We start from the raw sequence: 21,939 nt of genomic DNA, 5'->3' as shown, positions 1-21,939 counted from the left end.
TCCATTTCTGTCTACACGGCATACCTTGTTTCGATGTACGCCATATCGCTTTGTTGAAAAGAGCCTCACTTGCTGTGAGGCTCTATCAATGTCTACTGATCTACCGTTTCAAAGTTGAAGTTGTTAAACTCCATCACAAGGTTTTCCTGACTGATGGTGTTCATCACATCGATTTGCTCTTGTGAAGTGACTGGCAGGAAAATTGGTAATGCTGCATTAGTTTCTAACACTCCTGCATTTTCCTCATCCAATGTGACTGGGAAGTCCTCCCAGACCATATCACCTTCTGTGCTGCCTAACGTGATATCAAACGTTATATTTTTCACTGGTGAACCGAGCCGATTCACTCCCAGGAACAGCATTTGCTGATTCCCCTCCGCATCCTCCACCATGGAGACCGATAGCAAGGAAAAGTCATTCGGCGTACCAAACTTCGAATTTTCTTTAACGAATTCATTCAGCTCCTGATAGATCTCACTATTTTCAATCGTGACTCCTGCCTCTTCATCCACTTTCGTCACCTGTAATGTCAAATCTTCAACTTCTTCCTGATTCCCTTCGGATTGTCCGTTACTCTCTTCCACCTGCTCCGTGGTCTCTTCCGTCTGTCCGCTGTCGGATTCAACTTCTTCCGTATCTCCATCGGTACAAGCGGATAAGAATAATACTCCGACTACTAGGATACCAATTATCTTCTTCATACTTCCTATCTCTCCTACGATTCATTATTTATCAATGAAATAATGATATAAAATTTGGTCTAACGTTCCCTTTTGCACCTTTCCTTCCGCGAATGTCTTCACTTTAAAGAATCCAAACAGGCCGACGAAAAAGATGATGGGAATCATAAATATAATACAGCTGACACGATTCATTACAATCAGTCTCCGCAGTTTTTCATCTGCAATATCTTGCTGCTTCGTTTCCCTTAAAAAATCCAGACAGGAGAACCAAGTGATCAGGTAGAATACTAGAATAATCGAAAAGCCGATACTTAAGCCAATCTTCAACACCTGGATGGAACCCTCATATGTATCCGGCAGGAAAACTCCCGTTAAAGCAGTAATAACCACCGTTAGTGCAAATATAATCGGAATAATGATGCCTAGACGGGCAGCCTTTCTAGACGATGTGATTAATAGATTCCATAGTTTGCTTTCATCTGTCATCTTACCGGCTCCTTCTTACGCTTGTTTCTCGTGTCCTCCATTACTGAATGACCTGAATATCATCAATCCTGCCGGCGAGTTCTGTTGCCTGATACAACCGTTTCTCTTCTGGCATTCTTTCTGCCGGTACTTTTACGTGGATGATGAATCCCTCTTTATGTTTGATTTCCTCTTTGCAATCTTTTAATGAATGCGTTTTTTTGAAATTCCATACAAATATACAAAGAAGCATATCTCCACACGCTCCTTTGTTTGAAAATTGTTTATTTTAATGGATCTTTTATATCTCCCTTTTTAATCATTGATTTATTGTCCTCCAGCCACTGAGCATAAATCTCTTGAAAACGCTCTTCTTCTTCATCCTTAAATCCGTCAAATACTACTTTATCTATATTTTCTTCATTAAAATAGAAAACATTAGTAGGATCTAAACCTTGGGGATAAAAACATCCTGCATAATCATACATTGTCCCTTTCCCCTCTGGTTCCTCTGATGGAAGAATCGGCCCTCTGTTCAAAATCATTAATTTACTTGTTCCTTCTTTTAAATACACAATCGATCCTATTGGTAACATGATTTTTCTACCTCTCTTCATCTATTTTTACATTTTTTTCTAATACAAATCTTAAGCCATTTGTTAATCCTTATTAAAAAAAGTTAATCCAGTCAGGGATGCCTGTAATAGTAGTCTTACCAATAATATCTGAAGAATCGGCTTCATGCTACTAGTATCCAATTACAGATAACCCATCCCATACTCTACATGTTTACAGCATCTAATTTTTTTAAGCTTCAAACCGCATGCTTTAAATCTTTAAATTTAACAGTGGTATGGCCTTCTTCAACCGTTACACGAGATGCTAATAAATAGAGAAAAAAGAAAAAAGATACACCGAATAATACCATAATATTCCCACTTTCAATATAGCCCAATAAAAATAGTCCATTAAACACGAAAAACCAGAGAAGTGCTGCCACCAACTTAAATACTTGTTTTTTGAACTTGGACGAATCCATAGTTCACGCTTGGATAGTTCATCTAGATTTACAACGGTTTCCAGTTTCTTTTTTTCGACGATGACTCATCGATATGTATAAGATAGTCACAAAGGTTAAAGCAAGTATCAAAAGCATCGCATTGACCAAAGGAGACGTCGGAATCTCAAAGTAACCCATTAAAGGAGCTAATAGGATACCAAGGAAGTATCCTATTCCAGCTAAAGATGTTATCCATCCCCCTCCCACTTTCTCCTTATTGGGTTCCTTCAGGCGTTCTACGATAGAAGAGTCCTCCACTTTAAATACCGTACTAGGGAGCAGCCAATTGAAAAATGGAAATACAATCTTCCAAAAGGACCGTTCCATGTCCAGGATGTACTCTTCCCCATCAATAATTAGTATTCGATAACGTATATTCTTTTCTAAATGTTGTACTTCACAGTTCATGAAACGATCTCCCTTTTCACATCACAATTAATCCTCGTTAAGAAAGAAGGTTAATTCAGTCAAAGATGCCTGTTAATAGTCTTGCCAATAATATCTGAAGAATCGGCTTCATGCTACTAGTATCCATTTACAGATAACCCATCTCATACTCTACATGTCTATAGCATCTAATTTTTCTGAAAGTTTCAAACCGCATGCTTTAAATCTTTAAATCTAACAGTGGTATGGCCTTCTTCAACTGTTACACGAGATGCTAATAAATAGATAAAAAAGAAAAACGATACACCGAATAATACCATAATATTCCCAGACACAATATAAACCGCTAAAAAGAATCCATTAAATACTACAAACCAAAGAAATGCTGCTAACAACTTGAATACCTGTTTTTTTGAGCTGGGTAGGATTCGTAATTCTCTCCTGGATAGTTCATCTAGGTCTACAACGGTTTCCAGCTTCTTCTTTCTACGATGACTCATTGACATATATAGGATAGTAACAAAGATTAAAGCAAGCACTAAGAGCATTGTATTGACCAAAGGAGACATTGGGATCTCAAAGTAACCCATTAAAGGAGCTAACAGGATACCGAGAAAGTAGCCTATCCCAGCTAAAGAGGTGACCCAGCCCCCTCCCACTTTCTCCTTATTCGGTCCCTTCAGTCGTTCTACGATAGAAGAATCCTCCACTTTAAATACCGTACTAGGGAGTATCCAATTGAAAAATGGAAAGACAGTCTTCCAAAAGGACCGTTCCATGTCGATGATATACTGCTCTCCATTAATTATTAAAATCCGATATCGGATATTGTCCTCTAAGCGTTGTACTTCGCAGTTCATTAAATAATACTTCCTTTCTCAATTAGCAAAATAAAACCTTTTAAGAAAATGGATTGATCCAATCAAGGGCGCCTGTAACAGCCTCGCCAACAGCATCCGCGGCATCATTTGCCCAACGATTTACCGTATCCAAGCCGTTATTTAATTGTTCACCTGCCCAATCAAGCTGTTGACCTACCCAATCCACACCGGTTTGGAGTCCAAGAAAATTCCTTTCATATGCATACTCAAAAATTACTGTTCCCGCTACACCTGCTGCAATAACCCCCAATCCTGCTGGATTAGAAAGGAACAGACCAGCGAATGCAGCAGCCCCAACCCCGGCTAATAGGGATCCTGAATTATGCACAACCGCCTCACCGGCAGTTTTATTTTTCTTTATCATATCGTCATACATGCCGTAGCTGAGTCCCGCGACAGTGAAAATCGAACCTACTGCCTTTCCGTATTTTAAAATCTGTCCGGCTTTATCAAATAGCTCTTCGGATGCCTTTGTAAGTGGAACTGGCTGGTCGCCTATATACTTTGCCACGTCTTTCATCGTAAGGCCAACTCTTTCAGCGAAGATAGTGATAGCACGAGGTGTTGCCTCGTAACCAATCTTAGGTAGGTTATTTAATACATATTCTGCAAAACTCTTATTACTTGCTACATAATCTTCCAGCATCTCGCGGTCTTCCAGGTATTCAATAAGAACTTTGTAATCATTACCTTGTAACTGTTCAAAATTCCCGTTTCCGTCTGTATTCTTAACAGATGACAAGATGGAATAAAATGTTTCTTCATCAATTTCACCATTGGCAAATTCCTGATAAGCACGTTGAATGACATCTTTAGACGCCGAATATTTCACATCCTTTAGAGCCGTTTCCTTCGCATCCTTCGCTTTCCCTATTATCGCTTCATGTCTTTCATCATTATATCCCTTCAAAATCGCTAGGCCAGCAGACTTGGAATTTCCAGCATAATCCGTGAATCGGGCACTCCCAGATACTGCCCCTGCATTCTTAATCGCAATCTCCAAATGATGAAGCATCTCTTCTATTTGTGAAATTTCCGGCCTTCCTGCACTTGTATAGGATTCTAAATCACTCTCTAAATCCGTGATTACTTTTATGGAAGACCTGTGATTGCTGTTCAGCGATATCGTTGAGGGATGGTTTGCACTGCTAATATCGGAGACACTGGCAATCGTCTCCCTGACAGACTCCTGCTCCTCGCTTAAACGGTCGTAATCATCCTTCATATTTTCTTCTGTATCCATCAAATAATCCTTCTCAATAATGGCAGATTCACTGGTGTCTACCCTAAAATTAAATGCATTCAAATGTTTTTTTACATGTTCATCAAGGTCCGTAAGTAAAATCTCAAAGGATTTTAAAAGGGTTTGATGAAGATCGGTAAAATAGTGCTTGGCCTCATCAGCTGTTTTCCCTGAGAAAGATCGCATCGCCGTCAATTCATCAATACTTTTTTCCACACGGTTCAGACTTGTTTTAAGATCTGCAGCAGCAGTATTTAAGTCCTCTGATAACTCAATAACTTCGGATATGTCCACTTTCTGCACGATTTATACCCTCCCTTAACTGTGTAGCCGTTGTGGGCCAGTGATATCCATATTAGATATTGCCGCTAACTCTTCATCTTTTTCCCGTATTTGCTCTCCAGTTTGCTCTAACACATCAATGTCCGAACTTAGCAGTGCTTGATATTTCGTCAGTAATTCGGCGGCTTTAATCACATGTTCCAAGTCTTGTATAAATGGTTTGATATTCGTTTTATTGAACGTTCGATTGGTCTTTATACTCGACTCTATACTGGACGCCGAAGACCTTAATCCTGAAATAGTGGACTGGAACTCACTCAGATTTATGCCGACTTCTTTCATTTAAATCACTCCTTTCCCGCTTGACTTATTTTCCAATCAATTGAATCAAGCTCATTTTCTAAGTTATTTAGCCCTGTTGCCCAAGTAGCTTTTTCTGCTTCATACCGCTTAATATCTTGATCAATAGCATCTTTGGCATCTTCCGTGCTAGCTACAAATTTTTTCACACTTTCTTTGTAACTGCTATAATTCTCCTCAAACTTATCTTTCTCTTCACCCTTCCATTTCCCCGTGTCTATTATCAAACTATCTATAGAACGCTTAAGTGTTTCCAATTCTGAAATACTTTTTGCCAGGTTACTTGATGCTTGCTGTAAGCGTGTGATCTTATCTTCCACATTTGAAATATTGTTTTTCGTATCTGCGATGCCCCTTAATACGGTTAATTTTTGATCATTTAACTGGCTAATCGACGTCATATGCTTTCTCCTCCTAACTCCGGTATCTTTACTTCAAATGCAGCAACAAAACACTCAAATGGTCCCAGATACTTTTTTCTTTCTTATAAATGGCAATTTTCATATGTCCTAACACTCAGCCGCATACCTACCTAGCATGCTGTCACCTAATGTCAAACACACTTCATCGTTTTTTACCGTTCCTGTTGGTCAATAAATTGATCAATCAATGATTCATAAGCTATATCAACAGGGAATGTCAATTCATCGAATTTCCAACCCCTTCTAAAGAAGGAGCAATCTTTTTTCACTATTACACCTTCAAGACTCCATCATCGAACCACATTAACATTCAAGTACTGATTAATTGAAAAAGAATAGAAGAATCTTCATTTATAAAAATGAAATCTTTCTATTTGTAAACGGAATAAATATACAATAAAAAATACAAATGTAAAAAACATAAATATTAACAGAATGATGCTGTGACTTATAAAAAATAACAATGCTAGTAGTAGTACAACTACTAGACTAATTACCGCAATCTTTATTTCTAATTTAAATCCTCTTTTTCCTCGTTCAATATACTCCTTAATCCTACCGGTGTCACCATGCTGATGAAAAACATGACACCACCGAAGCTAAGCAAATGGTACCGCCGATTCTTGATAATAATTTTCCCGTCCGTACATTCTTATCCTTCATAAGATCTCCACTTTATTACTGTGATTACTTTTTCATTGCTGCCGGCTGTTCCACACCCTCTTCACTCATCTTCAATTTTAAATTTAGGATATTTAACAGCCTTTATTTTCTCTTCATACTCCTGTTGAAATAATTCTTCTTGCTCATCTATGTAACCTTTAAAATATATTTCTTCTATATTTTCATTGTTAAAAAAGTATACTTGATCTTCCACTTTACCCGATGGATAGATACATGCTGAGTAATCAAAATATCCAATTTCTCCACCCTGGTTATATAGTGGTGCTCTGTTTAAAATCATTAACTTCGTTTCTCCATTTTTTAGTCTAACTACACTTCCAATTGGTAAAATATCCATTTATAATTACTCCTTTTTATCCCCCATTTTTTTTATGTCAAGACTATGGCGATTTTATTTTATACTTATTTCATTTTCAATAAACCCTTTTAGCATCTTTAATCTTCTGAAAGGCTTCATAAAAAGTATGATAAATAGAGCCGAAATACTGAAACAACCAATTAGTAACGGTTGTATCCTGTTAATTGAAAAAAACAAAGCAAAACATAGAATAGCCACGATTACTCCAAATAAACAAGCATAGATTTCAATACGAAATTGTTTTTTTGCTTTCATAGCAAATTCCTGCAAAGTAGGACCATCAAATATAACTTTCCGTTTTGTATCCTGAATATAATTATTATCGTAAACCATTTTTGCAATGATGTAGCCTATTATTAAAGCTGCTATGAATAATATAATATTTATGAATGGTCCTTTATAAACTTGGTAAATACGATCAAGATACTGTGATCCAAATAACACTGCCAGAATTACGAGATAAAACATTGCAAATGACTTTTTTCCATGTTGTAATTTATACATATGGCTATTCTCATGATCATAAAAAAGAGTATACAGCTCTTTCTCCCTATAAAAAGGAATTAATTTATAATTCACCACTTCACTCCTCAAGCCGGATAGATGCAAGCTGAATAATCAAAATAAACTATATCTCAATCTTGATTATATAGAGGGGCTCTATTTATATCATTAATTTCACTTATAAATTTTTACAACACTTCCTATTAGTAAGATCTCCATTTGCTTTAACTCCTACGCTTATAGCTTTCAAGTACTAATTAATTGAAAAAGAATGAAGAATCTTCATTTATAAAAATGAAATCTTTCTACTGGTAAACGGAATAAATATACAATAAAAAATACAAATGTAAAAAACATAAATATTAACAGAATGATGCTGTGACTTATAAAAAATAACAATGCTAGTAGTAGTACAATTACTAGACTAATTACCGCAATCTTTATTTCTAATTTAAATCCTCTTTTCCCTCGTTCAATATACTCCTTAATCATCGACTCTGTTAAATATATTTCCTTTATTTCTTCATAAACAAATTTTTTATAATATAATTTCCCAGACAAAATCCCTAATACGGTAAGAGTTAAAAACAATAAAATTGCTACTGGATTAGTAATAGTAATAGATATCTCTTGTATACCCCTTAATATCGCTAATACGATAAAAAAAGCAATCCAATATGTAGCTTGTCTAGGTTCTTTTTGAAAAGCCTTGTATGTTAAATTGGTTTGTTTATCAATAAAAATTGTGTAATTTTGTCTTCCTTTAAGATTCTCTGTGTAGATGGGAATAAGTTTCATCATCATCATTTCCTCACATTATTAATTTTGCCCAGTATTTATCCAAATACAGATCCCAAGCCATTAAAAAATCCAGAAACAGCATCCCCTATTTGCTCTCCTACGTTAGTTACAGTTTCTATCGTACCTTCAGCAAAATTTTGCAATCCTTTTGTAATATTATCAGAGTTATCATATATCCAATCAAAGGTCATTGAGAGTCCTACCCCTACCAAAAATCCTCCAAATGTACCTATAACAGGTATTGCAGAACCAATTGCTGCACCAGCCATTCCAGCTCCCAAATGACCGGCAGTTTTAATTGCAGCATCAGTAGCATCTTCTCCTAGATATATCTGAATACCAAAGTCAATAACAGATCCGACTACAGGTACGCCATACCTTGCTCCTGTTCTTATTATTTTAGACCAACTTGATGGAGGTTCTGAAAATATTTGAACATTCCCTTCTACAGGAGCGGCTACTAGTCCGAGATCAAGAAAGTGTTTCGTATTGCTTTGTAGCCAATGAGTAACAGACCTCGCAATCTCTTGGGAAGTACTTTCTGTTAATTTCGAAGTGGCAGCATTCCTAATAAATTGTGTACCAGTCGCAATTACTCCTGATATAATGGAATCATATGTTAACCAATCAATATCCCCATTCTCATAATCCTTTTCAGCTTTTGCGATAATAGCTCGTTCATCATCATTTAAGTTATTAATTTCTTCTTGTTTATTCGTATCAGCATAGCCTCTCAGCACCGCTAATCCAACGTTTGTTGAACTACTTTGATAATCAGTGAACCGAGCATTTCCATTTTGTGTATTTACTCGATTGATCGTCACTTCAATATGATGCAATAAATCTTTTATTTGCGAATCACGATTACTTCTCTCGCTTGTAAAAGAGGTAAAGTCTTCTTCCAAATCAAAAATAGTTTCAACAACCCTATTATTATGATTGGTAAGGCTTGAAAAAACTGGTGCAGCTATACTAGTGATATCTGCAACATTAGCGATGGTGCGATTAATCGATTGGTGCTCAAGACTTATATTTTGAAATTCGTCGTCTACATCCATTTTTGTCTCGTTCAGATAATTACTTTCAATGATTGTATTTACACTTGAATCAACATTTGATTGAAAGGATTGGAGGTTTTGTTTCAATTGAGTATCAAGATCCGTAAATAATTGATTAAATGATTTTAGTACCGTCTGATGCAGATCCGTGAAATAACTTTTTGCCTGGTTAGCCGCTTCCCCAGAAAAAGAATCCATGGTAGTTATTTGTTCTATATTACTTTTGATTCGCTCTAATTGCGTCGTAATATCGGCTGTGGCCGATGATACATCACTTGAAAGATCACTTACTTCCGTAATATCAACTTTCTTCCCCATTCTATCTACCCCTCCTTGTTAAGCGGAACTTAGGATGTTCTAATTGTTCCTCACATACGTATCGGTATGGGACCATCGCTAACTTGATTAGTCCTACCAGCTAATTCCTCATCTTTCTGCTTCATCTGTTCTCCAATATCTTGCAAGGTGCTAATATCTTGAATTAAAACTTGTTTATACCTGTTGAGTAACTCGACAGCCTTAATTATATTCTCCAAATCATTCGTAAAAAGCGTGATGTTCGTCTTTTCAAACGTTCGATTAGTTTTCATACTACTTTCTAATGCAGTAACTGAGTTATTTAAATGATTGATCGCCGTTTGAAACAAATCATAATTAATTCCGACTTCAGGCATTTCATTCACCTACTTTCTGCACGGCTGATTTGGTTATTTAAAGAACTTAAAGTCGATTCAAGGTTACCCAAGCCTTTCATATAGCCTGCCTTACTCTGCTCTAGTCGTCTTATTTCTTCATCAATGCCCTCTTTCGCATCATTTACGCTCTGAAGATAATCCCTTAAACTGGTCCGATAATCCGAATAATGATTACTAAATTTATTTTCCTTTGATCCTTCCCATTTACTATTATCTATGGATAGATTATTAATATTATTTTTACTCGTTTCCAGTTCAGCAATGGAGGATTGTAGATTACTAGACGCTGCTTGTAATCTAGAGATCTTATCTGATAAGATACTAATTTGCTGTCTGGAATTACTCATCCCACTTATAACAGTAGACCTTTGTTTCTTTAACAAAGCTACATCGACGCTCATCATTGCCCCTCCCTATTCAGGTATCTTTATTTTCAGATGCTGATGGTCCATAGCAAAATAACATTCAAATGGTTCAGGGTACTTTTCCTGTCTGATAAATGGCTGTTTAAATATGTCCTGATCACCGAGACGCATACTAACTAACCCAACTGTCGCCTGATTTCTAACATACTTTGGTGTTTGTTCAAAACTCATTCCAATATAACTGTAATCCCCACAGATGATAAAGTGAATTCCAACTCTAGCTCCTTGCTCTAGAAGAGTAGCTATTTCATCATCCATATTGCTTCGCTCGTTAAAATCCTTTAAATCTGTAATTTGCACTATCCATTCTTTTTCATTGTCTTGGTTATCTAGCCTATTATTTATTTCGTTGAGCAACGTCTCTTTAACAGTAACGATGCCATCGTCTTCAGAAATATAAGCATTTACTTCATTACCTATGTTTGATAATAGTTGTTCACGTGTATCAATGATCATCGTTTCGTAAGTTCCAGTTAAACGAGTAAGGTTCTTTCCTAATGATTTAATCATGTTTTCAAGGCCATCCCGTCTATCACTTACAACAGTTAGATGTCCTTGTTGTTCAGGCTTAAAAGCGATTGGTTCTACTTCCTCAAATTCTAATCCTAGTGGCAGTTGCTTGTTTTCTAATATTTCTTTTGTCTTTCTCCGATTTACAAATGATTCAAAGTCGAGCACGCCCTCAGGCATCATCGGTATCTCTTCTGGGCGCCCACCTTCCCACGCTGCACTCATTTCCTCAGCAAGTACTTGAATGTTAGCTATGATTTCAAGGGATTCTTCCCCCTCAATCGGCAGCATTGTTTGGAACAGCGTTGGGTCTTCCAGTTTCACTAACCCACGTCCCGGTATCTCTTCAATCTCAATATCCGTTTTTCCAACAATTGTTCGGGCTTCCATTCGTTCAATTAAATATAATGGCATTTGCATTTTAATATTGGAAAGCAGTGGCATTCTCATCGCACTCTGTCTTCCCGCACTGATTGCGAGATATAGTCCTACACTCGTACCTTCTCTAGCTATTTGCGTAATCAGCTTCTCAAATTCATCAGCGAAATCCGTATCACGAACAGAATCAAAGTTATCAATAATTATAAAGATATTCGGGAGCAGGTCGCCACTTGCCCGTTCATACATTTCCATGTTGGCAACACCAAATTTACTTAGTTTATGTTTGCGTTCTTTTATCACACCGGTCAAAAGACGAACCAATTTCCCGACCTTTTCTGTATCATCTAGCTGAATGGTATCTGCTACATGCGGGAAATTTTTCAATGGTAAGAGTCCATTTGTACCAAAGTCCAGTAAATAGACATGTAAATGTTCTGGATTATGCTGGCGTACTAAGTCCATCATAACCGTTTGCAGGAAGGTGGATTTTCCGTACCCTGGACTAGAGAAGACGGCAATATGCCCATCCTTTGATAAATCAAGCTCAAGTGGTGATTGAGATTGCAATTCCGGCTGATCCAGAAGACCAATTGTCACCTTCAATGGTTGCTTCGGTTGCTCCCATTCCTCTTTGTAATTTAAAGAATGCAATTCATCCGCAAAAATTCGTTCAGGAAGTGGTGGCAGCCATGGTCTTGGCAGCTGTTCAATTTGCTTATTCTTAGCAAATTCCGCAATGTGGTCGATTACCGCTTCAAGCTCTGTTGGTACTTTTTCAATGTTTTCCTTATGATCAAGCCCACTTAAATCCTCCGTTAAAATATCGTACTGACCAAGCTCGTTGATGGCATAGATTGTCGTATCAATGTACGCATGATTATCTTTATCTGGTACATAGTCGGCACCACTAAATGCACTTTGGAAAAGCTCATAGATCTCATTATTACCAACTTGCAAATATGCACGTCCCGGTAATGTAATCTCCGCGGCATCTGGTGTTTTTAGAATTTCATTGGAATCTCCTTCATTTTGCACTTTCAAGGCTAGCTTAAATTTAGAGTTCGACCAGATTTGGTCATCCACCACACCGCTAGGCTTTTGCGTTGCTAGGATTAAATGGATTCCTAACGAACGTCCAATACGTGCCGTTGATACAAGTTCTTTCATAAAGTCTGGTTGTTCGGATTTCAATTCAGCAAACTCATCGGAAATCAAGAATAAATGTGGCATCGCTTCACTAGCTTCACCTTGTTTATAAAGCTTTTGATACTGATTAATATGGTTCACATCGTGTTCTCCGAAGAGCCTCTGTCTCTTCTGTAATTCCGCTTTAATAGAAGCAAGTGCCCGCATCGACTGGGCGGCATCCAGGTTCGTAATCGTTCCAACAAGGTGGGGCATGTTTTTAAATAAATTCGCCATTCCCCCGCCTTTATAGTCAATTAACAAAAAGGCTACTTCATGCGGGTGGAAGTTTACCCCTAGCGAAAGGATATAGGACTGAATAATTTCCGACTTACCAGAACCTGTCGTACCTGCTACGAGCCCATGCGGACCGTGTGCCTTTTCATGCAGGTTCAGCTGAACAACATCCTCTTTTCCTCTTAATCCAAGTGGAACCGCTAGACTTTTATATGTTTCATTCGCCTTCCAGCGCTGTTCGATAGCTAGTTCCTCCACGTTCTCAACCCCGTACATTTCCAGGAATGTAACACTTTCAGGGATGGAGTTTTTTAAGCTTTGTAAATGATTAATCGGCGCCAATGCCCGGGAAACATCTTCCTTATTAAAATCTCTTCTAAAGTGATCGAGTGTGAAACGTTTGTTAACAAGTTCTGCCTCTTCCAGGATGATATTCCCGTGTTTGGCATCCCGAATATCAATGACTGTTTTCACATGCTCCGGTAAGGAATGCATCACATCTTGAACAAAAACAAGAGAGACACCATACTCACTTGGATCTTCGTTAAAGAATTCCATAATCGTGTGGTCCAGAATCATTTTTTCATCCGTTATTAATACAACGAAATGTGGGGTAAAATACGTCTTTTCATTGCTATTTTCTTTATCATCCAGAATAAGTTTTCTCTCTTTCAGAATCTGATACATTGTGTTTAGCACTTGATCCCTTGAACGCTCATGGTATACAAAACCTCGGACATTTACATCCCTCATGCTTGCATGAGGTAGCCAGCGCATCCAATCCCATTCATGCTTCTCTTCTTCCGGAAAAATAGTAATAAACTGCAAATCATGGTAACTATGAAAGATGGAAAGCTGCATGACCAATAATTGGAGCTGCTCTAAAACCAATTGCCTGTGGCCGATATACCCTACTGGACCTTTCATTAACGAGGTCACAATCGGAACATTTTCGATTCGTTGATATTGGGAAAGCAATTCACGTGCTTGATCGACCAATTCATCTTTTTCTTGAGTAAACTCCTCTTCATTAAAATTAATTTCAAAACTCGATTCCACCTCTCCAAGACCAGTGCGGAAATATAAAAAGTCATGATGGAACATGGTTTTTTCATACAACCTTGATTCCATATTAACTGCCATATTACGGATTTCCTCTATGTCTGGATAATGGTAATTTAATGCATGTCTTTGTTCTTCACTCGTTTGATAAAGTTCCTTCGTTTTCCGTTGCAGGTAGTTTTTATAGGTTTCTTCTCTTTCTATCATATCTCGTTTATATTTACGTACATTCTTCACGTAGGATGTAATAGAGAATATAATCGTTGTTACCGTGACAGCAAGCATCACGATGATATAAATTCCTCTAGGATTTACAAATGAAATAAGTACAAGTGCCACAATCAATACAAGGGGTGGTACAATTGTACGTGCTAGCTGTTCACTCGGCTTGGATGGCTTGTTAGACGGTTTCGCTAACTCCTTCTTTTCTTCCGGTTCTCTATAAATGATCCTTGGTGAACGATGATAATTCGGGTAATCTCCTTTGTAGGGATGTTCAACTTCCGGAAGGGTGACGAGTTTAGTTGTAACCTCTCTACCGGAGTCTATTAACTGGATTTCTTTCTGTCCAATTATCAAATAAATACCATTTGCAAATAAATGATCTCCGAAATGCACGTGGACATGTTCACTTACGATAGAGAAGTTATGATAGACGTTTCCCTTTTGAACATTCAATGTGAATTCCTTATCATCCGCTTGTTTAATCAATACGAACTCAGTTTGAAGTCCGTCTATCCTAATATCAGCGTATGCATCGCCACCAATGGTAATCGTGTTTTTTCCAGTAATATCATAAATTTTTCTTTTTTCATTATCGAGTAAATAAAACTCCATCGGTTCACCTGAAACAGACTGTTGCCAGTGGTCATGCCATTTATTTCCCTCTATTTCACAAACAGACCCGTTCCAATTCACCTTGATTGTCTCGTTTATATTTGTATATGTAATGTCGTCGGTCCAAGCATTTCCAATTGTAATATCTCTTGAATTATTGTCTGTTAAATGGCATTTATGCAGTTGGTTGCTATAGGTTAACAGGAGTAATTTCTGTGCCATCCTTTTCTTCCTTTCCTCACGCGCCCGCCCTTTATCTTTCATTTGAAATCTCTCTAACCATACTGTCCCGGCGAGCTATTCATCTTCTTCTATCTCTTCTTCTGCTTCGCCACTACTGGATTCATCAGTGTCTTCTTCATTCAAATTATATTCTTCCTGGTAACGGTCCAGTTCATCCTGAAGCTCATTCAGCCGTTCTTCTCGTTCGGAGCCGGTTAATTCCGGATCGTTTCTTGCTTCTTCAATTTGTTTAATTAATCCGTACATAATGAGCTGCACATCATCTATGTACTTTGCCTTTTCCAGGGACTCTTCAAATTCTCCGCGTCCATTATAAATCCAGTATAGTAAATAGTCCGTATCACTCTTTAAGCTAACATTTCTTAAAATAACTTCTTTTTCCCTATCTAATAAGTTTTCTACATGGATATAGGAATCGGCAAGGATATACTGCGTTTGGAATGGAAGTTTTTCCGGGTCCTCCGCGCGTAATATCGAAATGATTTCTCCGTAATTTGAAGACAAGTACTTACCATGCGCTTCCAGCAACTTATCCTGATAAGGACTTTTAACTAATCCATAATAGGCAAGCGGGGTGGCGAGTAACACGGATACAAGAATCATTATGATTGCTAGTTGTCTAAAAAGGCGAAACTTTTTTGATGAGACTAAGACTTGCGTTCGTTCCGTTTTATTTTGTTCTTCTCGATACGTTTCAAGAAGGAATGTCTCTAGCTGTGCAAGACTTTCCATATCACGCACCTGGCGCTGGAACTCTGTATCATCGGCATTTCTTAATGAACCGTGATAAAGTTGATCAAAATCATATTTTTCTGAGGTAAGTGCAATAATGTAGCATTTAAATTGCTTTAAAAAAACTGCTTCATCTTGCTCAAAGGGCGGTATTAAATTTCTAAGTCCCCGGTAAGTAACAACCGGCATTAGATTATCATCAAACAAAATCATTTCCGGGTGAAGTAATAAAGTAATTCGCGTGGATAGAAACCGCTCCAATTTCGCCATATTACATAATAAACGCAGCTTTTCGTTGAGCTTTAATTTACGGATAGTCTCCCAGTTTTTTTGATTTGGCTCTATTGTAATATGAAATAGGAACGCATCTTCTTTTTCTTCTATTTCCATAGGAGCTAAATAATCAGAGGGCACCTTTAATAAATCCATTTGTCGAATGTCCTCGATTCTCGTTTGCGATTTTGGCACCTGTACATACCAGCCATTATTATCCTGTGAAAGATGAAGGGTTACATCTTCCATTTCTATTGTTTTTTCCTGCATTGCTATTAACTCCTTCTTTATACGGTGAGACGTTCTTTTTCTTGTAAAAAGACTCATTTATACAGTCAAGCTAAATGCGATTAACCTTAACTACATAAATGAATCTCCATCAACAGAGTCGTCATCTGCTGATGGATCTCCATTTAGTTGTTGGAAACGAATATCATTATAAGATAAGAAATACATCACCATCTGTTACGGGATAATCGGTAAGATTGTCTTCATCCGTGATTAATAGGTCTTTCGTTAATACCTTAATCATACTTTTTGCATTGGTACTGTAATCTATATTTAGTGCTTCCATAATATATTGCATTAACTGCTTTACATTTAATTGAACAGGAATACGTAAATCGTATTGTTTTCCATTCTTTATTCGTTTGCTGAAATCAACGGTAACATTGATATGTGTAACTTGAGCCATTTTTCATTCTCCTAATCAAACAAGGACCGCATTGCGGCATAAAGGCCAACAAATAATAATATCCCTATTCCGATAAATACAGCCATTAGCGTGTTGCTTAGACTGCTGCTTGAGGAGGACTCCTCCGTCACCTGATCTTTACTGGCGGCTACGGCAGTATATTCTTCCGAGAACAGGCTGTCTCTTACATCTTGGGTGGTTGTGGCTGTCTCTTTATCGATGAAAAATATGGATTGCTCTAACCCCTTCATCTTTCTTTCTCTCTCAAGCTCTATTTCTGCAATTTCTTCTTTCGTTTCTTCCATAAATAGTGTTGGAAATACTTTTTCCAACTCTGTTTCCCGGAGGTTTGTATTTTCATTTTGGCCTTTCATGATTCGGTCCGTTTTAATTTGCAAATTTCCGCGTGTGTCTTCATCAGCAACTACTGACATCGGTATGAATACTAGTACTCCTAAACATAGACAATGTAAAATGAAATACTTAGCTAGCTTCATTTTCTGAACCTTCATCCTCGAGGTCCCCTTTTCCATCTCTGTTTATGACAAGTAAATTTGCTAGTGCACCTATCAGGATTAACCCGCCGATAACAAGCATCGCTAGTAAGTAATTTGCATGACCCTGTCCTACTTGCATCAGGAGTCTTTCTACATATTGTAGCGGTGAATAATTCCTTAGAAAATCTAAACCGGTTATTCCTGTTCCAAATGCGTTTGTTGTAAACAGATACATACTCAGGACAATTAATAGAACGAACATACCAAGCATTTTTAACTGCCTTAGTAAATACGTTGCCACTAGCAACATGCCAGTAATTAATACTGTGACGAGCACTATCCAGAGCACCATACCACCATCACTTATGCCAAGGAAATGACTAGAAATAAGACCTACTGTTAATCCTTCCAGTACACCAATGCCTGCTGTAATAATCGTGATTGGTATATTTGTGTCCATCAAGGATTTTTCCTCAGCAAATTGATTTGCTTCAGTTCGCCTTTGCTGCAGCGTTGATAAAACATAAGCAGTGAAAAACACCACAATGAATATCGAAAGGACTAGAAAATATGGTGGTGCGTTATCACCGGATGTAATCGTCCCTTCATTACTTGTTAGGACGGGATTGGACAGGAAGTTATATAAGTTTTCATTCTCCCTTTCTCCTAACCGACTATTTGCAAGTACATCGGCAAAGTTAGTTGCAAATACTTGGTCATCCAACAGCTTATCCGTCATATTTCTGGATAGCTGGTCAGCCTGTGTTACGAGAGTTACGCCACTTTGTTCAATGTCTTCAGCCTGATTATCAATCGTATCCAGTGTTTCATAAACCGTTTCCGCATTGCTCAAATTCCCCTTTGCCTCTTCAACAATGGATTGGCTGTTAGAGAGAAGCGGCTCGAAGCCATTGTAGAGCGACATCACGGCCATCTGTTCCTCCCCGTCATTCGCTTCGATTACACGATGTGCTTCCATTAGGTTTGTGCTCTGCTCACGCCAATTGATTACTTGTTCGAGTATGTCACCAAGGTTATCATTTAAAGTTTGCGCAGCCCGTCCTGTATTCTCTATTTCTTCCATAATGTCTTGAAGTTGTTCATTCGTAACTTTATTGACATTTTGTTTAAAGTTAGCAATGTTTTCCTGGAAGCGGGAGAGCGGTGTTTCAATTTCTCTATAGATGCTCGCAATTACTGCATCCACCATTTCTCCCGTAATAATTTCTTCAATATCCGTATGGTTAAAGAATTTGTAAAGCGAATTTCTGCCGTTCTCTAGTGCTAAGTTCTTTAGACCGATTTTCTCTATTTTATTTTTTATATCTGCTGTATCCATTTCCATTACTCCGGTACCGAAATAATTGTCAAATGTAGCATACAGCTGTTGATACGGGCTTATCGTATTCGTAACAACACGAATTAAAGCTGCTGTTGCATCATCCATCTTGTTTATTGGTTCCGTAATTTGATGACTGATACGGTTATTAAAAACTTTCACTTTTTCTATTTCTTTATCCGAGTCGTCTTCTGTTTCCTCACCATTATCTGTATCGGGGTCATCTTCCTCCATATCTTGTTCATCATCAATGTGATCCTCTTCACCGTTTATAGGCTCGTTACCTGATTCGTCAACCTCTTCCTTTGCCGATTTATCTGAGTTATCTACGCCTTCATTACCTGCATTCGTTTCTTCATTATTCGTCTCGTCAGCAACGGAGTCGTCTTCTTCCGGGTCGGTGTCTGTTTCCACCTCACTGCTGCTAGCTGGTGTGGTTTTAGCTTCTTCGCTCTCCTCATTTTCGGCTGAAGTACTTGCCGCCAGTAAACGACTTGGTATCATTGTATAGTACGCACTTGCTTCATCTATTTCTTCTTTTTTAATATATTTATGTTTAAGTTCCCAGCCAATTTTTACTGGTTCAAATACGTCAATATCACTGTCTTTATCTTTTAGCCTTAATGAAATTTCTAATTGGAATTTTCCTTCTTCATTTGGATCGAGTATTAGTTTATTGTTCTTTTTATAGGCGTTCGTGTAATCTCCCTTAGGTTGACCGGGAAATGTCAGTCCCAATTTCACTAATTCGTATTCTTCTGGTAAATGAAGAGTAAATTCTTGTCCTTTTTCCTCATTCTCAGGAATCCAAACCGTATCTGTTATCGTTATTCCATTATCACTTAAGTGATTTTTTAATCTTGCTATATAATGAGGTAATATTTCATCCTGGTCTATACGGGAAGCCGCATAGTCAAATTCAGGGTCCTTATTATATCCTTTTGCGATAGCAATTACATTTTTGATTTCACGTACCGTTCGCTCTGGTAATCCGATCCCTTCAAAATCAGCTTCATTTAATGATGGTAAGTTGGAAATTTGTTCATTAATATTTCCTCTGACATTTTTGTCTTGCGTGATAAATAGATTTTTAATAAATTCTTCCTGATCTTCAGATGCCTGCATTATTTCGCGAAACGTAGCAGATACTTTTTCATCCACTTCTTCATATAGCCCATCCAGTCTCGCAACCAGGATATTGTCAGCTGTATCCACCTTATTTATTGCATCATTTATCGTTGCTTTTAAATTGCCTATACCAGTTACAATATTTTCTCCATCATTAACGGGTTGTAACTGATAATTAATCCACCGATTCGCCTGCTGTAATTGTTCTAGGTTTTCTTCTGCACCTTTATTATTTAACAATAGATTAAACTGTAGTAATACATCGCTAAAACTTAGTAACTCAGCGTTATTTCCATCCTTCATGGAGGTAAAACTATCCAGTTCAGATAAATAGTCTGAAGTTTGACTCGTTCCCTCTCCTAAGCGATTTTCAAAGTGTTCTAACTGTTCATTCAATCCATTAAAATTAGTTCTAGATAATTCTGTATTATTTTTAATCATGCCAAATTGATTAGTATAGTTGGAAAGTGGCTGGTTAATGTTATGGTTATAAGTGGATGTTAGCTCTGTTTGTTTGTCAACGATTTCTCCAATCGCGTCCTGTGCCTCATGTAAATTTCCTATGATACTTGTAAAATATACATCGATAATTCGACGATTGAATTCATTTAATATGGTACTAGCTGTTCTCTCCGCCTCGGCTTTCACATGTACATCATCCGATGCGTTAATCCGATAATTAAGCACGACTTGTTCCGGTACTTCAGATTCAATGGATAACGCTTTTGTTGAAAAGTCATTTGGTATGACGATCATCATATCGTAAATATTTCGATTCAGACCACTTTCAGCTACCCCACGGCTAACGACGAACCAGTTATGATTTTCATCATTATCCAAGCTTTTAACAAAAGCCTCTCCAAATGTTATTGTTTCACCGTTAAATATAGCACCCTCATCTTCGTTCACAAGGGCAATCGACATAGCTTGTACATCGGCATCTTCTACCGATGCCGAATCGCGCTCTTGATACAATGATGAATACGGTAAGCCTGTAGCCAATAATAGAATTAATATAAGAAACAATAGCCATTGTTTATTTAGTTTTTTCATGTTCTTCAACTCCTGCCGAGCATTGTAAAGCAATTTCTTTTTCAAGTGGAGCGCGGGGAGCCCCATAAAATTCCTGGATTATGTATGTAAAAATGTATGTATAGAAAGATCTATACTTCTTTAACTGCTTTAAAGAATTTTTGAGCTACACAACATTCGTCGTGCAGCTCACGTCAGTAGAGAACTATCTAAGTCCAAAGTTTTGAGACAATGCTTGATCTTGTTGTGCGACTGCCTCAGCAGTTTTCGTTAATTGCATTTCAATTTCCATCATTAATTGAGAAAACTCTTGTACTTTTGGCTTCAATTCTCTGAACTGATCATCGAAACGCTCAAATGCACGACCTTCCCATTCACCACGTAGCTCTTCCTGAAGATTAGATAAATCTCTTAAAATCTGATCAATTTGTTCTGAACTTTGACCATAACGTTTCGCCTTTGCTTGTAACTGATCTGGCGACATACGAATTTGTCCTGACATAATTCCCCATCTCCCTTGTTTCTTAATTTAAGGCAAGTAAAAAAGTATCGACAGTTTTGTTACAATTTTACCTACCTAGTAATTAGACTAGTATCCGACAATTACCGTGTCAATGGACGATTGGTCTTTTAATAAAAATGATTAATAAGACCCGAATCATTTAGAATATATATTTTTAAAAGAGGCGGAAAAACATACCATTTTACTCATGTGATTACCCTTTTTCTTGGTTCATTTGGGGGCGGCCGGAGAGGGGTGTGCTATTTTAATGGCGGCGTTCGAATTTGTATGTATACCCGGAAGTTCGTTCACTGCTGAACATCAAAACTCCCTGCTGAAAGAATAGCATTTTTAAAGATGTATAAAACTTTAATTCAATATCTATAAAAACAAAAAAAGCATAAATGATAAGCTCTCCATATAGTAGACGGAGAAATAATAAAAACTATCTGTCTGCTATATGGGTGGCATTTCTTATGCCTAAAAGAATGAGTGAGCATACGTTGAAAGAAGGAATCAAAAGCAGTGTAAGGGCTACGAGGAATGAGAAAAAAGACATTGATAGCTATATTAAATTTTATAATGAAAAATGATTTCACAAGAAATTAAATAGCCTAGCACCGTTAGAATTCTGGTACTAGGCTGCAGCATAGATTTTTTGTTTTCCCCGTCTACTTAACAGGGCGAAGTTCACAACTCATGCAAGCTTCGATTTATTGTAATGTTACTTCTAATATCCATATTGCCAGTCAACATTATCTTCTAACCAGACAATCTTTGTAATGGGTCCGAATTCTACTTTTTTCTTATTGATTTCACAATGGACATGCTCCTTGGGCTTCTGATGCTTTATCTCCTCATATACCTCATGACCAATATTCTCCAATACCGTTACGATCTGATCGTCATTGATTAGTAATGCTGTACCTTTCATTTATTTGCACCTTCCTGGAAGATTTATTTGTTTTCACATCTTATT

At 37.5% G+C, this 21,939-nt stretch carries 21 protein-coding genes and 1 pseudogene; all 22 read right to left on the bottom strand.

The annotated features are described in order from the left end of the window. Nucleotides 1-92 precede the first annotated feature (92 nt). The 22 genes and pseudogenes from SPD53_RS05660 to SPD53_RS05555 all read right to left on the bottom strand — a co-directional run bounded on the left by SPD53_RS05660 (nt 93) and on the right by SPD53_RS05555 (nt 21,894). A complete protein-coding gene (locus SPD53_RS05660; protein ID WP_336251899.1) occupies nt 93-701 on the bottom strand; it encodes a hypothetical protein in 609 nt (202 codons plus the stop codon). Nucleotides 702-725: 24 nt separating this feature from the next. Next, nucleotides 726-1,169 (bottom strand): hypothetical protein, encoded by a 444-nt coding sequence (locus SPD53_RS05655; protein WP_336251897.1) that lies wholly within the window; start codon nt 1,167-1,169, stop codon nt 726-728. Nucleotides 1,170-1,209: 40 nt separating this feature from the next. Continuing rightward, the gene (locus SPD53_RS05650; protein WP_336251896.1) at nt 1,210-1,401 is read right to left on the bottom strand and encodes a hypothetical protein; all 192 of its coding nucleotides are present in this window, start codon (nt 1,399-1,401) and stop codon (nt 1,210-1,212) included. A gap of 31 nt (nt 1,402-1,432) precedes the next feature. Then, nucleotides 1,433-1,744 (bottom strand): DUF4176 domain-containing protein, encoded by a 312-nt coding sequence (locus SPD53_RS05645; protein WP_336251895.1) that lies wholly within the window; start codon nt 1,742-1,744, stop codon nt 1,433-1,435. 218 nt (nt 1,745-1,962) lie between these two features. Further along, nucleotides 1,963-2,616: pseudogene (locus tag SPD53_RS05640) on the bottom strand (DUF443 family protein). Between the two features lie 185 nt (nt 2,617-2,801). After that, a complete protein-coding gene (locus tag SPD53_RS05635; protein WP_336251894.1) occupies nt 2,802-3,455 on the bottom strand; it encodes a DUF443 family protein in 654 nt (217 codons plus the stop codon). A 40-nt stretch (nt 3,456-3,495) separates the two neighbouring features. Next, a complete protein-coding gene (locus tag SPD53_RS05630; RefSeq protein WP_336251893.1) occupies nt 3,496-5,022 on the bottom strand; it encodes a T7SS effector LXG polymorphic toxin in 1,527 nt (508 codons plus the stop codon). A gap of 15 nt (nt 5,023-5,037) precedes the next feature. Next, nucleotides 5,038-5,343, bottom strand: a complete 306-nt coding sequence (locus SPD53_RS05625) for a TIGR04197 family type VII secretion effector (RefSeq protein WP_336251892.1) — start codon at nt 5,341-5,343, stop codon at nt 5,038-5,040. 5 nt (nt 5,344-5,348) lie between these two features. Next, nucleotides 5,349-5,762 (bottom strand): YwqH-like family protein, encoded by a 414-nt coding sequence (locus SPD53_RS05620; RefSeq protein ID WP_336251891.1) that lies wholly within the window; start codon nt 5,760-5,762, stop codon nt 5,349-5,351. A gap of 745 nt (nt 5,763-6,507) precedes the next feature. Continuing rightward, nucleotides 6,508-6,804, bottom strand: a complete 297-nt coding sequence (locus tag SPD53_RS05615; RefSeq protein WP_336251890.1) for a DUF4176 domain-containing protein — start codon at nt 6,802-6,804, stop codon at nt 6,508-6,510. 54 nt (nt 6,805-6,858) lie between these two features. Then, nucleotides 6,859-7,404, bottom strand: a complete 546-nt coding sequence (locus SPD53_RS05610) for a hypothetical protein (RefSeq protein ID WP_336251889.1) — start codon at nt 7,402-7,404, stop codon at nt 6,859-6,861. 207 nt (nt 7,405-7,611) lie between these two features. Next, entirely contained in the window at nt 7,612-8,130 is a 519-nt protein-coding gene (locus SPD53_RS05605) for a hypothetical protein (protein WP_336251888.1), read from the bottom strand. A 35-nt stretch (nt 8,131-8,165) separates the two neighbouring features. Then, nucleotides 8,166-9,506, bottom strand: a complete 1,341-nt coding sequence (locus SPD53_RS05600) for a T7SS effector LXG polymorphic toxin (protein WP_336251887.1) — start codon at nt 9,504-9,506, stop codon at nt 8,166-8,168. Between the two features lie 50 nt (nt 9,507-9,556). Then, nucleotides 9,557-9,862 carry a TIGR04197 family type VII secretion effector gene (locus tag SPD53_RS05595; RefSeq protein ID WP_336251886.1) on the bottom strand — a complete coding sequence of 102 codons (306 nt, stop codon included), beginning with the start codon at nt 9,860-9,862 and terminating at the stop codon, nt 9,557-9,559. 5 nt (nt 9,863-9,867) lie between these two features. After that, on the bottom strand, nt 9,868-10,284 hold the full coding sequence (locus tag SPD53_RS05590; protein WP_336251885.1) for a YwqH-like family protein: 417 nt from the start codon (nt 10,282-10,284) through the stop codon (nt 9,868-9,870). A 12-nt stretch (nt 10,285-10,296) separates the two neighbouring features. Then, the gene (gene essC / locus SPD53_RS05585; RefSeq protein WP_336251884.1) at nt 10,297-14,742 is read right to left on the bottom strand and encodes a type VII secretion protein EssC; all 4,446 of its coding nucleotides are present in this window, start codon (nt 14,740-14,742) and stop codon (nt 10,297-10,299) included. A gap of 75 nt (nt 14,743-14,817) precedes the next feature. Then, nucleotides 14,818-16,038 carry a type VII secretion protein EssB gene (gene essB, locus SPD53_RS05580; protein ID WP_336251883.1) on the bottom strand — a complete coding sequence of 407 codons (1,221 nt, stop codon included), beginning with the start codon at nt 16,036-16,038 and terminating at the stop codon, nt 14,818-14,820. Nucleotides 16,039-16,204: 166 nt separating this feature from the next. Then, nucleotides 16,205-16,462, bottom strand: a complete 258-nt coding sequence (locus tag SPD53_RS05575; RefSeq protein ID WP_336251882.1) for an EsaB/YukD family protein — start codon at nt 16,460-16,462, stop codon at nt 16,205-16,207. A gap of 11 nt (nt 16,463-16,473) precedes the next feature. Beyond that, on the bottom strand, nt 16,474-16,974 hold the full coding sequence (gene essA, locus SPD53_RS05570) for a type VII secretion protein EssA (RefSeq protein ID WP_336251881.1): 501 nt from the start codon (nt 16,972-16,974) through the stop codon (nt 16,474-16,476). Next, nucleotides 16,946-20,479, bottom strand: a complete 3,534-nt coding sequence (esaA, locus tag SPD53_RS05565; protein ID WP_336251880.1) for a type VII secretion protein EsaA — start codon at nt 20,477-20,479, stop codon at nt 16,946-16,948. The genes essA and esaA overlap by 29 nt, the downstream gene beginning before the upstream one ends. 184 nt (nt 20,480-20,663) lie before the next feature. Continuing rightward, complete coding sequence (locus tag SPD53_RS05560) at nt 20,664-20,960, bottom strand: WXG100 family type VII secretion target (RefSeq protein ID WP_336251879.1); 297 nt, start codon at nt 20,958-20,960, stop codon at nt 20,664-20,666. A gap of 730 nt (nt 20,961-21,690) precedes the next feature. Further along, complete coding sequence (locus tag SPD53_RS05555) at nt 21,691-21,894, bottom strand: hypothetical protein (protein ID WP_156857068.1); 204 nt, start codon at nt 21,892-21,894, stop codon at nt 21,691-21,693. Nucleotides 21,895-21,939 lie beyond the last annotated feature (45 nt).

It is taken from the genome of Oceanobacillus sp. MO10714A (genome assembly GCF_037072045.1).
Lineage (GTDB): Bacteria > Bacillota > Bacilli > Bacillales > Amphibacillaceae > Oceanobacillus > Oceanobacillus indicireducens.
Note: the sequence above shows the minus strand (reverse complement) of the source record. Positions and strands in the feature narration are given on the sequence as shown.

Excerpts from the sequence above, each read along its gene's own strand:
- essB (WP_336251883.1), bottom strand. The coding sequence starts at position 16,038 with ATGCAGGAAAAAACAATAGAAATGGAAGATGTAACCCTTCATCTTTCA.
- esaA (WP_336251880.1), bottom strand. The coding sequence starts at position 20,479 with ATGAAAAAACTAAATAAACAATGGCTATTGTTTCTTATATTAATTCTA.
- SPD53_RS05590 (WP_336251885.1), bottom strand. The coding sequence starts at position 10,284 with ATGAGCGTCGATGTAGCTTTGTTAAAGAAACAAAGGTCTACTGTTATA.
- SPD53_RS05555 (WP_156857068.1), bottom strand. The coding sequence starts at position 21,894 with ATGAAAGGTACAGCATTACTAATCAATGACGATCAGATCGTAACGGTA.
- SPD53_RS05660 (WP_336251899.1), bottom strand. The coding sequence starts at position 701 with ATGAAGAAGATAATTGGTATCCTAGTAGTCGGAGTATTATTCTTATCC.
- SPD53_RS05605 (WP_336251888.1), bottom strand. The coding sequence starts at position 8,130 with ATGATGAAACTTATTCCCATCTACACAGAGAATCTTAAAGGAAGACAA.
- essC (WP_336251884.1), bottom strand. The coding sequence starts at position 14,742 with ATGGCACAGAAATTACTCCTGTTAACCTATAGCAACCAACTGCATAAA.
- SPD53_RS05625 (WP_336251892.1), bottom strand. The coding sequence starts at position 5,343 with ATGAAAGAAGTCGGCATAAATCTGAGTGAGTTCCAGTCCACTATTTCA.
- SPD53_RS05615 (WP_336251890.1), bottom strand. The coding sequence starts at position 6,804 with ATGGATATTTTACCAATTGGAAGTGTAGTTAGACTAAAAAATGGAGAA.
- SPD53_RS05650 (WP_336251896.1), bottom strand. The coding sequence starts at position 1,401 with ATGCTTCTTTGTATATTTGTATGGAATTTCAAAAAAACGCATTCATTA.
- SPD53_RS05620 (WP_336251891.1), bottom strand. The coding sequence starts at position 5,762 with ATGACGTCGATTAGCCAGTTAAATGATCAAAAATTAACCGTATTAAGG.
- SPD53_RS05655 (WP_336251897.1), bottom strand. The coding sequence starts at position 1,169 with ATGACAGATGAAAGCAAACTATGGAATCTATTAATCACATCGTCTAGA.
- SPD53_RS05645 (WP_336251895.1), bottom strand. The coding sequence starts at position 1,744 with ATGTTACCAATAGGATCGATTGTGTATTTAAAAGAAGGAACAAGTAAA.
- SPD53_RS05560 (WP_336251879.1), bottom strand. The coding sequence starts at position 20,960 with ATGTCAGGACAAATTCGTATGTCGCCAGATCAGTTACAAGCAAAGGCG.
- essA (WP_336251881.1), bottom strand. The coding sequence starts at position 16,974 with ATGAAGGTTCAGAAAATGAAGCTAGCTAAGTATTTCATTTTACATTGT.
- SPD53_RS05575 (WP_336251882.1), bottom strand. The coding sequence starts at position 16,462 with ATGGCTCAAGTTACACATATCAATGTTACCGTTGATTTCAGCAAACGA.
- SPD53_RS05600 (WP_336251887.1), bottom strand. The coding sequence starts at position 9,506 with ATGGGGAAGAAAGTTGATATTACGGAAGTAAGTGATCTTTCAAGTGAT.
- SPD53_RS05595 (WP_336251886.1), bottom strand. The coding sequence starts at position 9,862 with ATGCCTGAAGTCGGAATTAATTATGATTTGTTTCAAACGGCGATCAAT.
- SPD53_RS05635 (WP_336251894.1), bottom strand. The coding sequence starts at position 3,455 with ATGAACTGCGAAGTACAACGCTTAGAGGACAATATCCGATATCGGATT.